At 64.3% G+C, this 14,426-nt stretch carries 12 protein-coding genes; 1 reads left to right on the top strand and 11 read right to left on the bottom strand.

The genetic code is table 11. The features are described from left to right. Window positions 1-63 precede the first annotated feature (63 nt). Together H516_RS0102405 and H516_RS0102400 are read right to left on the bottom strand one after the other, a co-directional pair. The gene (locus H516_RS0102405; protein ID WP_022888131.1) at window positions 64-450 is read right to left on the bottom strand and encodes a VOC family protein; all 387 of its coding nucleotides are present in this window, start codon (window positions 448-450) and stop codon (window positions 64-66) included. Window positions 451-497: 47 nt separating this feature from the next. Further along, window positions 498-1,358, bottom strand: a complete 861-nt coding sequence (locus H516_RS0102400) for an SDR family NAD(P)-dependent oxidoreductase (RefSeq protein ID WP_022888130.1) — start codon at window positions 1,356-1,358, stop codon at window positions 498-500. A 112-nt stretch (window positions 1,359-1,470) separates the two neighbouring features. On the opposite strand from H516_RS0102400, the gene H516_RS0102395 reads away from it, so the two are divergent. Then, window positions 1,471-2,076: a TetR/AcrR family transcriptional regulator gene (locus H516_RS0102395; protein ID WP_022888129.1), complete on the top strand. Its 606-nt coding sequence runs from the start codon at window positions 1,471-1,473 to the stop codon at window positions 2,074-2,076. 635 nt (window positions 2,077-2,711) lie between these two features. On the opposite strand, the gene H516_RS21100 is transcribed toward H516_RS0102395, so the two are convergent. From H516_RS21100 to H516_RS17815, 9 genes are all read right to left on the bottom strand, one after another. Then, complete coding sequence (locus H516_RS21100) at window positions 2,712-3,167, bottom strand: alpha/beta hydrolase (RefSeq protein WP_157432115.1); 456 nt, start codon at window positions 3,165-3,167, stop codon at window positions 2,712-2,714. Window positions 3,168-3,629: 462 nt separating this feature from the next. Continuing rightward, entirely contained in the window at window positions 3,630-5,300 is a 1,671-nt protein-coding gene (locus tag H516_RS0102385; RefSeq protein ID WP_051138686.1) for a PucR family transcriptional regulator, read from the bottom strand. Between the two features lie 16 nt (window positions 5,301-5,316). Further along, on the bottom strand, window positions 5,317-6,417 hold the full coding sequence (gene menC, locus H516_RS0102380) for an o-succinylbenzoate synthase (RefSeq protein WP_026378319.1): 1,101 nt from the start codon (window positions 6,415-6,417) through the stop codon (window positions 5,317-5,319). A gap of 32 nt (window positions 6,418-6,449) precedes the next feature. Beyond that, on the bottom strand, window positions 6,450-7,235 hold the full coding sequence (locus tag H516_RS17835; RefSeq protein ID WP_051138656.1) for a hypothetical protein: 786 nt from the start codon (window positions 7,233-7,235) through the stop codon (window positions 6,450-6,452). After that, window positions 7,232-8,353: a M20 family metallopeptidase gene (locus H516_RS0102370; protein ID WP_022888124.1), complete on the bottom strand. Its 1,122-nt coding sequence runs from the start codon at window positions 8,351-8,353 to the stop codon at window positions 7,232-7,234. Before H516_RS0102370 ends, H516_RS17835 begins: the two co-directional genes overlap by 4 nt. Before the next feature lie 175 nt (window positions 8,354-8,528). Next, window positions 8,529-10,088: an ABC transporter substrate-binding protein gene (locus H516_RS17830; protein ID WP_022888123.1), complete on the bottom strand. Its 1,560-nt coding sequence runs from the start codon at window positions 10,086-10,088 to the stop codon at window positions 8,529-8,531. Window positions 10,089-10,119: 31 nt separating this feature from the next. Next, window positions 10,120-11,808 (bottom strand): amidohydrolase, encoded by a 1,689-nt coding sequence (locus tag H516_RS17825; protein ID WP_022888122.1) that lies wholly within the window; start codon window positions 11,806-11,808, stop codon window positions 10,120-10,122. Then, window positions 11,805-13,472 (bottom strand): dipeptide ABC transporter ATP-binding protein, encoded by a 1,668-nt coding sequence (locus H516_RS17820; protein ID WP_022888121.1) that lies wholly within the window; start codon window positions 13,470-13,472, stop codon window positions 11,805-11,807. Before H516_RS17820 ends, H516_RS17825 begins: the two co-directional genes overlap by 4 nt. Beyond that, window positions 13,469-14,422 (bottom strand): ABC transporter permease, encoded by a 954-nt coding sequence (locus tag H516_RS17815; protein WP_022888120.1) that lies wholly within the window; start codon window positions 14,420-14,422, stop codon window positions 13,469-13,471. The genes H516_RS17820 and H516_RS17815 overlap by 4 nt, the downstream gene beginning before the upstream one ends. Between the last annotated feature and the right edge of the window lie 4 nt (window positions 14,423-14,426).

Here is a 14,426-nt window from a genome sequence, read left to right as displayed (position 1 = left end):
ATGTCTCCTTCTTCAAGATCGGAAATCGTGGTCTGGGATCGGGGGGTCTGTAATGGTTCGGAGTCAGCCCGGGGTGACCCATGTGACGAGCTGCCAGACGATCCCGTTGGGGTCGGCGAACTGGCAGTACCGCTCGCCCCAGGGCTCGGTCGCAGGCGCGCTGATCACCCGGGCGCCGGCTGCCGTCATGCGCGCGTACTCGGCGTCGATGTCGTCGACGACGAAGGCGAGCAGCATGCCCTGCCCTGCAGAGCCGGCGATCTCGGCCGGCTTGAACGTGCCGAGCCCCGTGCGCAGGAAGATCACGTTGATTCCTGCGTCGGGATGCTGCAGCGAGACGAAGCCATCGGCGGACATCGCCTCGGTGAAACCGAAATGGGTCTTCGCGAACTCGGCGGATGCCGCCTCGTCGGCGACATTGAGGGATAGGGCTGTGGCGTTGATCTGCATGGGCATTCCTTTCGTGGGAGCGGGAGTCGGGGTGAACGCCGGCCTGGTCACTCGGCCACGACCATGGGATTCGGCACGGCGTGCTCGGCGGCGCGGCTGACCTGCTCCCAAGACGACCAGGTCTCGATCCGCTGACGCGAGAGATCGTGCGCCAGGTCGTAGACCATGCTGCCGAGCAGGAGCCGCAGCGGCGGTTCGTCGCTGTCGACAAGAGTGAGCATCGCCTCAGCGGCCAGCTGCGGGTCGCTGTCGACCGAACCCTCCGCCCACTGCTGCTCAAGCGCGGCCCGCAGTGGGCCGTACGCTTCGGATGGCGTCGTCGAGACCATGCCGGAGTAAAGGTCGGTCCAGTAGCCGCCGGGCTGCACAATGGTGACCTTGACGCCGAACGACGCGGCCTCCGCTGCCAGGGCTTCGCTCAGGCCCTCCAGCGCGAACTTGCTCGCGCTGTACATGCCGGTGCTCGGGAAGCCGCCGAGTGCAGCGATGCTCGAGATCTGCAGGAGATGACCCGATCCCTGCCGACGCAGGTACGGCATCACAGCCTGGCTAACCCACAGGGCGCCGAACAGGTTGACCTCGAACTGCGCCCTGGCCTGAGCCTCGGTGAACTCCTCGACCATGCCCATGGACATGTCGCCGGCGTTGTTGACCACGACGTCGAGCCGGCCAAAGCGCGCGACGGCGTCCGCCACGGCGGCTTCGACCGCGTCCTTGTCGGTCACGTCGAGCTTCAGCGCGAGGACGCGGTCGCGGTGTCGCGCGTCGAAGTCGTCGGTCGTCGCGGTCCGTGCCGCGGCGACCACACGATCTCCGCGCTCAAGCGCCGCCAGAGCGAGCGCCCGCCCCAAGCCTCGGCTGGCGCCTGTGATGAACCACGTACGGGATGCAGGGGAAGACTGTCGCATTGTCACTCCTTGACCTTGAGACGAGACGGTTCGTCTCGTGATGAAGACCATAGCAGCAACATTCTCGCTTTGCAATACGCAACGTCTCGTCTCGCTTTGATACGCTGGCCGCATGCCGAATCCCGACCCCGCGCGGCGCAACGAGAAGTCTCGCCGCGCCGTCCTCACCGCGACGCTTGACCTCCTTCACGACCTGCCGTACCCCCAGCTCAGCATCGAGGGCATCGCCACGCGCGCCGGCGTGGGGAAGCAGACCATCTACCGGTGGTGGCCCTCGAAGGCCGCGGTCCTCTTCGACGCATTCCTCCTCCTCAGCGAGGACGGTGAGGGAGCTCTGCCGGTGCTGCCCGACACGGGTGACCTCCGCGCCGACCTGACACTCGTCCTGCGCGCGACCGCCGCCGAGCTCAATGACCCCCAGCTCGCCGCGCCGATGCGTGCCCTCGCCACCGAGATCACGCACGATCCCGCACTGGCCGAGGCCTATCACGAACGGCTCGACGCCCCGCTCCGAGAGGCCAAACGACAGCGCCTGCGCAGCGCACAGGCGGCCGGCGAGCTGGACGACGACCTCGACCTCGACGTGGCCATCGACGTCATCTGGGGTCCGGTCCTCAACCGTTGGCTTCAGCGCAGCGGACCCCTGAGCGATGAATACATCGAGACACTCGTCACCACGGTGCTCGAGGGCATGCGCCGCCGAAGCCCTTGCGACTGAATCAAGCCACCTGTGACTACGCCCGGTTCGGCTGGCCGTTTACGCTGTTCTCCTCGCCGGCGTACTGCTCGTACCGCTAATCTGGTCGTTCTGAACCGGGCATTCGTTGCGCGTCCATAACCGGGCGGGAGGCACTGCGGAGCGTTGATCGCGCATGACGCATATCCGACGGTCTTGATAGGCCGCCTGACATGCGCTTCAAATAATCCGCTCCGTGCCACCATATTCGGCGTCGAACGAGAATCAACTGAAACCTCGCAGATCGTAGACGGTGCGCTTCGGCCTGCCGCCCATTGAATCTCGCGGCCGCACGCGTGGGCGCATGTTGCGGGCATTTGGTGTAAAACCCCGACACGGCAACCGGAACGGGAAGGTGGGGTTCGCTTAGATTGCCAGCCTGGTCCTGCGTTCAGTTGACATTTTCAAGTATCAGCGGCCCCCATTCTCCCTGCAGGTGTCAAGCATCGTGTGCTACTGCATCACCGAGCCGCGGCAGATCACCGTCCGACGTGCCCATCCAACGCGGTAATCACGGATGCCCGCCAACGCTCGGGGTCGGAGTTCCACGTCATGGTGTGGTCCGCATCAAAACGCTCGAGCTGAACGATCGGGTCTGCGATCTCGGAGGCGCGCCGCTACCCCGATCGGCGCGGACGTATCAGCGGATCCGTGGAGGATAAGCATCGGGGCGGCGAGTTCATCGGCACGCGTGATCCAATCGAAGCGGCGCAGCCCGACGGGCGCACGAGATCCGTGATGCGTGACAGCCGCCGGTTGTCGAGCCACGACACGGCGAGCGCGCCGGTCCACGCGGGAAGGCTCGACCGCTTGCAGTTCGCCTTGATCGTAGAGACCCAGTCGAGCACCGGCGACTCGAGCACGAGCCCGGGGACGATACCGCGAAGCTCGGGGTCGGCGGCGAGTTGCAGCGCAATGGTCGCGCCCATCGACCACCCGAAGCGGATGACCCGGCTCGCGCCGTGCGCGAGCGCGTACTCCACGGCGGCCCGCACATCGTCGACTTCAGTGGCGCCGAGCGTTGACCGTCCTGAACCAGTGGTCGGGCCCTCGCCGTCCTTCCGATAGGTCACCACGAGCGACGTGAGTCCGGTCTCTCGGCGGCGACCTGCACGCCGCGGAGCGTTCCGGCTCGGGGGCTTCCGAGACCGTGAATGTGGATGGCCCACGTCGTCGATGAGCCAGTTGGTGGGCGGATGAGCCAGGCGGGAGTTGGGCCGGCATTGGTCAGGATGTCGACGTCTGAAGCCTCGAGGTCCGCATCCTCCGAGCTCGAGAAGTACCGGAGCCGACAATGCCAGCGAGCACGACATTCGGAGCGGTGATCATGCCCTGCCGGTAAAGCACCCACGGGTCGTACAGGGCGAATTCGGGGATTTGCCCACGGGGTCGCCGGGAATCCCCGGGCTGCGGAGAAGGCGACACGCGTGCGGAGGCGGAATCGTAACTCACTCGGCTCACTCCAGTTGATTGATTCCCGGGGTCTCAGTTGTCGTAAAGGCCAATGACGGCGTGCGAGCGCTGAGCGCCGGGAATCAGCCATTCTTGCGGGCGATCAACCGTAGTTGCAGCATCGCCGCGAAACGCTCATCGGCATCGCCGAGGTCGATGCTGGCGATCTCGGTCGCCCGGCGGAGACGGTAGCGGAAGGTGTTCGGGTGAACGAAGAGCGCGGTCGCTGCCTGCCTCACGTCGCCGAAGTAGTCGAACCAGGCCTGCAGCGTCTCGACGAGATGCCCCCGGTGCTTGCGGTCATGCTCGATAAGCGCAGAGATCGGGCCGGTGATCTCGTCACCTCGCGCGGTCATCAGCTCTTTCAGCTCGAGCGTCAGCACAAGCGCGTGAACATCGGAGAGACGGGCGACCCTTGGAGCGATATTTACTGCGTTCGCGCTCGGTGTGCGTTCCTGCAGCGCGCGCAGCACTCGCTGTGCTGTCGCTCGCGACCTAGCGACGTCTAAAAGATCGTGCGCCAACGGCCCTACAGCGATCGAGGCGGAGGTGTGCCCGCCGAGTCGATCGAGGAAGTCCTCCATCGTCTGCACTACGCGTTCGCAGCCGGGATCGTTCGGCGCGGGAATGATGCCGAACACAGTGTCGCTGAGTAGGGCGACAGCCGAACCAGGGCGCAGCGCAGAGAGATGCACCGTGAACGCGTCGGCGAACCGCTCCCGTTCGGCCATCACGGTCTGCCCCGCCACATCGGTGCTCTCCTCGGGTGCTTCAGTCAGCACGGCAGCCACGACGCACACCGGCTTGCCCATCAGGTTCAGCCGTGACAGCGCGTCGCTCGCTCCAGCGCCCCCCTCGAGGGCAGTGCTGAGCAACTCGGCGCGCAGGCGTCGCTGCACGCCTGCGCCAGCGCGCACACGAAGCAGATGTAGTGCGACGAGCTTCGCAGCGTCGCGTAGCGTCGTCGTGAGCTCAGGCGTGAGCGGCCCGTCCATCGCCGCCCAGATCGTTCCGAGCACCTCGTCGCCGGCGCGCACGCCGATCGCGACACGCTCCGTGGCGTGCCCGTCTTCGAACTCAATCGCCCCGACCTCCAACGGATCCTCGCTGCGATAGAGGTCGCGGAACACGCCGCGCTCGGTCAGCACCTGCGTGATTCTGGCAGGTACTCGCCTACCGATGATGGTCTCCACCCTGCCGGGGTCGACGTGCAGTTGGCCTTCGGAGAACGCGAGCACGCGGGACGAGCGATCCTCGATTGTCACCGGAGCGGAGATCAGCGACGAGATCGCGTTCGCAACGGCGAAGAGATCGCCGGACGGGATGCCGCCGAAAGAGTCGACCCTAGCCTCTCCGATGTCGTCTTCGGCGAGCAGCGAGCGCAGTAGCGCGGCCACCTGGGTCCAGGTCGCACCGCGGGCCAACCCGAGCAGCGTGGTGCCATGTTCGTCCGACGCCCGGCGCACCTCTTCGGTGAGTTCGACGGGCGAGCGCACGACGACGGCGGCGGGAGTCTCCGGGCCAAGTGCATTGAGCATACCCACGATTTGCTCAGGGCCGTGCACGCCTACCCCGAGCACGATAGCGTGCTCGGGGTAGATCGGCTCATCGACCGGGTCGTAGATGCTCACCCCGCCAATGTTCTCGGTCTCGTCGATGCGGCCGTGAGCGACCTCGAGCAGGGTCATACCGAGGTCGTCGAGCACTCGCCCGAGACTGAACCTAGTGAACCTCGGCTCGCCGGCGGCGCTCATGAATGGAAGCATAACGTCAGGCGGCAACCCATTCGACGGAAGTGGTGAACTCTTCGAGCACCTCAGGAATCGGCGTCACGCCAAGGCCGGGTCCGGTGGGCACGGTCAGGTGCCCGTCCTCCATCACCCAAGGTTCGGTAATGTCGGTCGCATAGAAGCGCCCACTGGCCGAGACGTCCCCGGGCAGTGTGAAGCCGGGCAGTGAGGCCAGGGCGATGTTCGCGGCTCGGCCCAAGCCAGTCTCGAGCATGCCACCGCACCACACCGGCACGCCGGCCGCCGCAGCGAGGTCGTGGATGCGGCGCGCCTCGAGGTAGCCGCCGACGCGCCCTGGCTTGATGTTGATCACACTCGCTGCGCCGAGGCGGATCGCCGCGGCCGCGGTCTGCGCGGAAGTCACAGACTCGTCGAGGCAGATCGGGGTCTTCAGCATCTTCGCGAGATCCGCGTGGCCGACAATGTCCTCCTCCTCGAGCGGCTGCTCGATAAGCAGCAGGTCGAAGTCGTCGAGCTTCGCAAGGTGGCGCGCGTCTCGCAGCGTGTACGCCGTGTTCGCGTCGACCTGCAGCAACACGTCGTCGCCGAACTTTTCGCGCACCGCGCGGACCACGTCGACATCCCAACCCGGCTCAATCTTTAGCTTGATGCGCACGTACCCCTCATTGATGTACCCGCCGACCGCATCGAGTAACTCAGGGACAGAATCCATGATGCCGACCGAGACGCCGCACGGCACCCGCTCATGCACCGAACCGAGCTCGCGCGCGAACGATCTGCCCTCGGCGCGCAGCTCAGCGTCGAGCAGTGCCGTTTCAAGCACAGCCTTCGACATGGGGTGGCCTTTGAACTTGTGCAGGGCCGGCGCTACACCGCTCGCGTCGCGCACGTCGGCCATCGCCGGGATGAAGTAGCGCTTCAGCACGTCGACGGATCCCTCCATGTACTCGGGCGAGTAGACTGGCTGCGGCAGCGTGACGCATTCGGCCCAGCCTTCGGCGCCGTCTGTCACAGCCTTTACGAGCAGGATGTCGCGCTCCGTTTGCGTGCCGAATGATGTGCGGAACGGTGACACGATTGACAGCGCGATACGCCGCAGTTCGAACCCTTCGATCTTCATGGTCATTCTTCTCCTTCTGCTATGGCGAATGGCTAATGCAAGATGTATCCTGTGCCGCGCTCGAACCCCACAATCCTCGCGCCGCGGTCAAGCAGACCGGTCAGCTGCTCGCGCACGCGCTGACGCCATTCCCTGGCCTGCGCCGGATCCGTGACTCGCATCGCCCCAAAGTCGTCGGGGATCGCGACTGTGGCGTTGCCGACAGGTAGCGGGAGTCTGCTGCCGTCGGTAAGCAGCGCGGCGACGGTGGGATCGCGCAGGTGCCAACGGACCAGCAGACGATCGCTGGAGTCGCCGGCGTTGATCGAGTCGACCATCGGCCCGTAGAAGTTCTCGAGGTATTCCACCGGTCGCGCGCCGAGCTTTCTGATGTTGAAGTTCGCGTTAAGTGAAATCAGCGGATCATACGTCCATTCGATGGTGTCAATGCCCCGGCTGAGCGCCCACGCCCGCTGGTGGAGCTTGAGCGCGTACCCTACGGATTTTCCGACGATGTTCGAGGTCACTCCGGCGATATGACTGTGCAGCATGTGCCGTTCGGGGCTGGAGTGGAGCCCGAGGGACGCACCCACGAGTGTCCCGTCTACATACGCGCCCGCGATGTAGTTCCCGGTCTCGCCGAAGACGCGGACGAATTCCCCGGGTAGCACCGGGTTGTCCATGGTGCGGCCCCAGATGTGGTTGAGCAGGTCGATGACCTGAATCTCTTCCTCTCTGCCGCGCACCTCGCGGATGACCGCGCCCGAGAACTCGGCCGCGCGCTCAGCGTCCGAAATAGCCTGCAGAAGCACTGCATCCTGAAGCTTCATTGCGCTCATCGTCTTCCTTCTTTCGCTTCGTCGACGAGCTCGGTCAGGAGCGCACAGAGCAACCTGGTGCGAGGTTCGATCTCGGCAACGACGACATGCTCGGACTCGGCATGCGCGCCGCCACCGACTGCGCCGAGCCCATCAAGGGTCGGCACGCCAATGCCGGCCGTATAGTTTCCATCGCTCGCACCTCCGACGGATACGCCGTCGATGGGTTTTAGGCCGAGCTTCGCGGCGAGCGCCGTTACCCTTCCGAAGAGTTCGATCGAGGCGCTGCGTTCGAGCGGGGGCCGGTTGACTCCCCCGAGCACCTCGATGCTCGCACCGTTGAGCACCGGCCGCAGCTCTCGCAGGGCCTTCTCGATTCGCTGTTGCTCAATCGCAGTGCGCGCACGCACGTCGACTTTGAGTGTGGCCCGCGCTGGCACCGTGTTGCTAGTGACTCCGGACACAGCGAGCGTCGGAGTGACCGTAGTACCAAGATCGAGGTTCGCGAGCGCCGTGATCGCGAGCACCTGATGGGCCAGCTCGATCGACGTGTTCACCCCCTTTTCGGGCTCGAGACCGGCATGGGCGGCAGTGCCGCCCAGCACGACCTCGTAGACCGATACGCCTTTTCGCTCGAGCTTTAGCGCCCCGCCATCGGCTGAGGCCTCAAACACGAGGACAGCCCGCGCGCCCTGCGCTGTGTCTTCGATCAGAGTCCGGGAACTCGGCGAACCAAGCTCCTCATCGCCAGTCACGAGCAGCGTGACACCGTTCCGGTCGTCGAGAGCCACTATCGCGTGCATCGCCATCGCGAGCCCGGTCTTCATATCGAAGCACCCGGGCCCCGCGAGGTTGCCGTCGTCAATGGAATACGGTAGACGGTCGAGGGTGCCGAGCGGCCAGACCGTGTCATGGTGCGTGAGCAGCAGCACCTCGGTCGTATCGCCGAACCTCCAGCGCAGGTGGCTGACGCCGTTGATCTCGATTCGCTCGGCGGCGGCGCCGAGAATCGCCTCGCCGAGTTGAGCAACGAGATCGGCCGAGGATGCCACGGCGGCAAGATCGGAGGAGGGCGATTCGCACTCCACCAGGGATCGGATGGTGCTGATGATGTCATCGGACTGCACCGGCTTCGGCATGGTGTCGAAAGACCTTTCTGTGTAGGCGCGGCAAACGGATCTTCCCCCTCCCACTATTCGCTAAGCGGGTAGGCGACACTTCGCGCGTTGGACACAATCGCCCCGGCATGATTAGGGCCGAACAAGTGCAGGGGGCGGGCGTACCGCGCGACCGCCCATCCGCCGAGTGCCTCGCTTAGCCCTTGTATTTGAGTTCCCACCAGCGGATGCTGGAGTCGAATACCGGAACATCAAGTGTCTTGGTCGCGGCATATACATTTGCGACGTCGCCGAGCTTCACGAGCGGTCGCACGTCCTCTATGTACTGCTGCATCTCGTCGTAGTACTGAGAGGCTTCTTCGAGCGTCGGGATCGCGCGGTACTTCTCCGACATCTCGTCGAAACGGGAAGACGGGATGTACCCGGGGAAGTCGCGGATGAAGCCGATCACCGTCGACGGCTCTGGCTCTGTCACCGCGGGGAACACCGTGAGGTCCCAAGATTCCGCGTCGTTGAGGAAGCGTTCGATGTACGCGCCCCATTCCATCGCCTCCAGCTCGACAGAGACGCCGATCGCCTTGAGCTGCTCCTGGAGCACGACCGCGGAGTTGTAGGCCTCGGTATAGTCACGCGTTACGATGAGAGTGACGGGCGTACCGTTGTACCCGGCCTTCGCGAGAAGCTCCTTAGCTTCGTCGGCGTCGGCCCGGTTGAAGCCGTCCTTGCCGACCTCGGTGTTCCAGATGCTCTCCTGAGACTTCGACATCTGGTGATGCACGAGTTCGTAGAGGTCGGAATTCCCCCCGACGGCCGCCATCATGATCGGGTCACGATCTACGGCGGCGTTGATCGCCTGTCTGAAGTCCACGTCCACCACAGGGCCGTCGGTGCGCGGGCTGAAGACCATCTGCTGGGGCGTAATGAGGTACGCGCCGACCTCGAGCTTCGGGTCGTCGTAGATCTGGTCGAGGCTGTCGTAGGGAACCTCAGTGACGATGTCGTATTGACCCGATTGCAGTCCCATCGTCCGCGTCGAAGGATCAGCGACAAAGTTGAAGGTGATGTCCTCGATGGTGCCGGTCTTGTCCCCGATGAGACCGCTCGCCTCACCCTGACCCGGCTTGTAACCGGCCCACTTCTTGATCTTGATGAATTGGTCGGACTTCCACTCGATGAACTCGTAGGAGCCAGTGCCAATGTATTCGGTGATCGGCTCATCTGCGGCGGCCTCTGCGATCTCCGAGGGAATCACTGCGGGGAACTGCGTGAGTCGGTTCGAAAGCTGCACCTCATGGAGGAAACTCGGTTTCGTGACCTTGAGCTCAGCGGTGAGTGGATCGATAGCCGTCCAAGTTGCTCCGGGGAAGATCGACTCCCCAAATGTCGAGTTGCGGAGCCAGCGCTCCATCGAGACGACTACGTCATTCGAGTCGAGGTCTGAGCCGTCCTGGAACTTCACGCCCTCCCGCAGGTGGAAAGTAAAGGTGAGGCCGTCGTCCGACCGCTCATACGACTCGGCGAGCACCGGGACGACTCCATACTCCTCGTTGACACCGATCAGCGTCTCGTAGATCGGTCGGGTAACCTCGGCCGTGATCTGCAGGGTTGAGAGGTGGGGGTCGAGGTTCGCGGGCTGCGCCGGCGAGACGACGTTCACGTCGGTGCGATCTTCGCTACCTTCGCTCTTTCGCCCGTCGATCGAGCAGCTGGTGAGTAGCAGGGCTGCGGCAAGTGTGGCGCCCCCGATTTTCAGCATGCTTTTACTCATCTCGTGTTGTCCGTCCTGTTTATGAGTGATTGTCTGTCTTATGGAGTGATTGCGTCCGGTGGATCAGGGAGTCTGATTGCAGTGAGCCCCGGTGGGCGACGCGCCCGCCCACGACAGTGAGCACGACCGGCGTCGCCGCGAACTCTTCGGGATCGAGAGTCAGCGGATCGCCTGCGAATGCCGCAAGATCGGCGATCGCGCCCGGCTTAATCATCCCGTTCCACGGCTCGCCGATGGAGGCCCACACCTGCTGCGTGAACTGCCTGAGCGTGATCTCGGCGTCAAGCCCCTGATCCGGGCGGATCGGAGCCTGATCGGTGAAGGGGCGTTTGCGGGTGATGTTCGTCGCGAACACCTGCCGCGCGTCGAACTCCTCGACCGGCCAGTCCGAGCCGAGCGCAACGATCGCACCGGTCTCCCAAATGTCCTTGATCCGCCACTTTGCGTGTGCCCGGTCCGTCCCCTTGCCGAGCTTGATCGACCACAGGTCGCTCTCGTCCGCGCTCGTCGACAACACATGCATCGGCTGCATACTCGCAGCGACGCCGAGCTGTTTGAAACGAGGCACGGTCGAGTCGGGGATAGTCTCTACGTGCTCCACCCGGTGCACGAGTTCACGCCCAAGATCGGGGGCCGACTCGAGTACGTCGAGCACGAAGTCGACGCCGCGATCCCCGATCGCGTGCGTGACGACCGGGATCCCGTTCTCGATGAGCGCGTGCACCGAGCGGATGTAGAGCTCGCTCGGCACCCAGTACGGCAGAGTACCTCCGCCGTCGATATCGGACTCGTAAAGCCAGGCCGATCCGTTCTCCACCGTGCCGTCGAGCATCATCTTCACGCCCTCGACCTTCCACCGACGCCCTCCGAGGCCCTGCAGGTCAACGAAGCGCTTGAAGGTGGTCTCCCAATCGTCCATCGAGCGCCACATCGGCGAGATCCGCACGCGGACTGGCAGATCCCCGTCCGCCTCGAGCGCCTGCAGCACCTCGATGTCGGTCTCGGAAAAGTCCATGGCGTGGAGCCCGGTGTACCCGCTCGCTGCGAACTTCTCGAGCGCGGCAAGTACAGCGACCTTCCGACTTTCGAGAGTAAGCGGCGGGATCACGTCGCGCACGAGCGATTGCGCATTGCTCTCGATGAGGTACCCGGTTGGTTTCCCCTGTTCGTCGACATCAATGGAGGAGTTGTTCCCGAAGTCGATGGGCCCGGTTATGCCGGCGAGCCGCAGGGCTTCCTCGCTCGCAATGCTCGCGTGTCCATCAAAGAACGTGAGGAACGCAGGCAGATCGCCAAAGATATCGGCGAAGTGCTCATTTCTGATCGTCTTCCCGATGAAGGCGTGGAACGGCATTCTGTTCCCGATAATCCACCCCCCCGGCCCGAGGGTCTCCGCGTGGGCCGCGATCGCGGTGCGAAGCTCGTCGAGCGTGTCGAGCCCTGAGAGATCCACGGCGCGCCAGAGTTGCTCGGCGCCGTAGATCGGGTGGATGTGCGCATCAACAAACCCGGGAGTCAGCGTTGCCCCAGGAAGTTCGATCACCTCCGCGCGACTGAGATCCCAGCTATGCACGTCCGCGCGGCTGCCCACCGCGATTATGGTGCGACCGCTAATCGCCACGGCCTCGGCCGTCGAGTTGTCGGAATCGACAGTGTGCACGCGGTCCGCGATGATCACTCGATCCGGCCTGATGTTTCGGTCCGTCATTGGAACAACCTTCCTTGTACTAACGGTTGTTTGCCCGGTGTAGTCGGCGGCCTGCGCGCTCGCTGAACCTTCGGATCCGGCACGGGTACTGCGGCGATGAGTCGTCGCGTGTACGCTTCCTTCGGGTACTGCAGCACCTCGGAAGCGGTCCCGGCCTCGACGAGGCGGCCGCTCTGCAACACGCCGATGCGATCGGACAGCATTTCCACGACGGCGAGGTCGTGGCTGATAAACAGACAGCCGAAGCCGAGATCACGCTGCAGTTCGTTGAAGATTTCGAGCACGCGGGCCTGCACCGACACGTCAAGCGCGCTCGTCGGCTCGTCGGCGACGAGGAACTCGGGATCGAGCACGAGCGCGCGTGCAAGACCGACGCGCTGCCGCTGCCCACCGGAGAGTTCGTAGGGATGACGAAAGGCCATCGAGCGCGGCAACTGTACCGCATCGAGGAGCTCGTTCACCCGACGCTCGCGGACTTGACGGCTGCCTGCACGGTGGATGCGCATCGGTTCCTCGATGCACTCGCCCACGGTCATTAATGAGTTGAACGAGGACGCCGGATCCTGGAACACGAATCCGACCCTCCTGCGCAGCTCCCGCAGCTCCGCTCCCCTCGCATGGCGCAGATCGGATCCAAGCAACTTGGCAGAGCCACCGCTCACCGGCGCAAGGCCGACGATCGAGCGACCGATGGTGGACTTGCCCGATCCCGATTCGCCAACTAGTCCGAAGACCTCACCGCGCCGCACCGTGAACGACACCCCGTGCACCGCGTGGAACGGCTTCTGGCGGAAGCCTCCCGAGTACACGATGTCGAGATTCTCGGCCTCGTAGACGACGTCGCCGATCCCTTCGTCGCGAGCCTCGCGTGGCTCCGCGCCGAGACGCGGCACCGCAGCGAGGAGGTCCTGCGTGTATTGCTCGCGCGGACTGGCGAAGAGCTCTTCGACTGGCGCTACTTCGACGAGTTCCCCCTGGTACATGACGGCGACTCGGTCGGCGAGATCCGCGACAACTCCCATGTTGTGCGTAATGAGCAGGATCGACGCACCTAGTTCGTCTCGGCAGCGACGCAGCAAGTCGAGGATCTCGGCCTGCACAGTGACATCAAGTGCTGTGGTTGGCTCATCCGCAATGATCACAGCGGGGCGAAGCGCGAGCGCCATCGCGATGACGATGCGTTGTTTCTGCCCGCCAGAGAATTGGTGCGGATAGTCATCGATGCGTGTCTCGGGGCTCGGAATACCGACCGCCGTGAGCAGTTCGATCGATCGGCGGCGGCGCTCCCTGACGTCGGAGATGCCGTGGGCCCGCAGACCCTCTGACATTTGCCATCCGATCGTGAAGACGGGGTTCAGTGCCGTTGACGGCTCCTGGAAGATCATCGCGGCGTGCTCGCCGCGCACCTTTCGCCCTTGCTCGGGCGTCGCCTCGAGCACCGAGATGCCGTTAATGAGAATCACTCCCTTGGTGCTCGCGCGGGCCGGGAGCAGACCAAGCACCGCGCGGGCAGTGATCGTCTTTCCCGAACCGGATTCTCCAACGAGCGCGAGCACCTCCCCCGCTGCCAGGTCGAGGCTCATCGATTTCACCGCCTCGACGGCGTCGTCACCCTCGGCGATAGTGATCGCGAGGTTTTCAATGTTCAGCGGCGAGCTCGTCATGCAGCGCCCCCTTTCTTCGCAGTGCGGCGTTTCCTGCCGATGCCGAATATCGAGAAGTGCGCAATGTGGCGCTGGGCTCGGCGATCCACGAGGTCGCGCAGACCGTCGCCGAGCACGTTGAGCAGGAGAATCGTGATCACCAGAATGAGGCTCGTGAATACGACCATCTGGGGCGCAGATGCGACGACTGATTTGCCATCGTAGAGAATGTTGCCCCAGCTGGCGGTGGGTGCGGGAACACCGGCGCCGAGGAAGCTCAGCGCGGCCTCTACGATCACCGACTCCGCAAAGGTGAATGTCGACTGCACGACGATCACCGACATGGTGTTCGGGAGAACGTGGCGGAGGATGACATGCCAGGGACGGGCTCCGCCACTCAAACTCGCCTCAACGAAGGCCTCAGACTTCACCGCGATGGCGCGCGAGCGCACGAGCCTCGCGAGGTAGGGGGTGTATACAACCGTCAGCGCGATGATTAGGTTCGTCGTGCTCGGGCCGAGCGCTGCTGCGAGCGCCACGGCGAGGAGGATTGCGGGGATGGCCATGAGACCGTCGCAGAAGCGCATGAGGATCTGGTCGAGCACCGAGTTGAAGGCCGCGACGACCCCAATGACGGTGCCGAACACGCCGCTCACGAGCGCGACGAGAAAACCGACGACGAGCGATGTTTGCGCGCCGGAGAGGATACGTGCGAGGAGATCGCGCCCGAAGGTATCAGTGCCGAGGATGTGGCCGGCCGACGAGCCCTGCAGACGGGACATCGGATCCACCGCATACGGGTCGAGGTGGGCGAGCGGGGGGACCGCGAATGCGAGCAGGGCGATGAGGAATAGGCCAATCGCGCCGACGACGATGCCCGGGGTGCGAATCATGCGCGAGAAGAGCGACGGACGCTTCTCGTTCTGCACCTGCACGATGCTGGTCGACGGTGTCGAGAGCTGATCTAACATGGGC

It is taken from the genome of Agromyces italicus DSM 16388 (genome assembly GCF_000421545.1).
GTDB lineage: Bacteria > Actinomycetota > Actinomycetes > Actinomycetales > Microbacteriaceae > Agromyces > Agromyces italicus.
Note: the sequence above shows the minus strand (reverse complement) of the source record. Positions and strands in the feature narration are given on the sequence as shown.

Bases quoted from the DNA above. Each gene is read 5' to 3' on its own strand.
- H516_RS0102405 (WP_022888131.1), bottom strand. From the start codon at position 450: ATGCAGATCAACGCCACAGCCCTATCCCTCAATGTCGCCGACGAGGCG.
- H516_RS0102400 (WP_022888130.1), bottom strand. From the start codon at position 1,358: ATGCGACAGTCTTCCCCTGCATCCCGTACGTGGTTCATCACAGGCGCC.
- H516_RS0102395 (WP_022888129.1), top strand. From the start codon at position 1,471: ATGCCGAATCCCGACCCCGCGCGGCGCAACGAGAAGTCTCGCCGCGCC.
- H516_RS0102385 (WP_051138686.1), bottom strand. From the start codon at position 5,300: ATGAGCGCCGCCGGCGAGCCGAGGTTCACTAGGTTCAGTCTCGGGCGA.
- menC (WP_026378319.1), bottom strand. From the start codon at position 6,417: ATGAAGATCGAAGGGTTCGAACTGCGGCGTATCGCGCTGTCAATCGTG.
- H516_RS17835 (WP_051138656.1), bottom strand. From the start codon at position 7,235: ATGAGCGCAATGAAGCTTCAGGATGCAGTGCTTCTGCAGGCTATTTCG.
- H516_RS0102370 (WP_022888124.1), bottom strand. From the start codon at position 8,353: ATGCCGAAGCCGGTGCAGTCCGATGACATCATCAGCACCATCCGATCC.
- H516_RS17830 (WP_022888123.1), bottom strand. From the start codon at position 10,088: ATGCTGAAAATCGGGGGCGCCACACTTGCCGCAGCCCTGCTACTCACC.
- H516_RS17825 (WP_022888122.1), bottom strand. From the start codon at position 11,808: ATGACGGACCGAAACATCAGGCCGGATCGAGTGATCATCGCGGACCGC.
- H516_RS17820 (WP_022888121.1), bottom strand. From the start codon at position 13,472: ATGACGAGCTCGCCGCTGAACATTGAAAACCTCGCGATCACTATCGCC.
- H516_RS17815 (WP_022888120.1), bottom strand. From the start codon at position 14,422: ATGTTAGATCAGCTCTCGACACCGTCGACCAGCATCGTGCAGGTGCAG.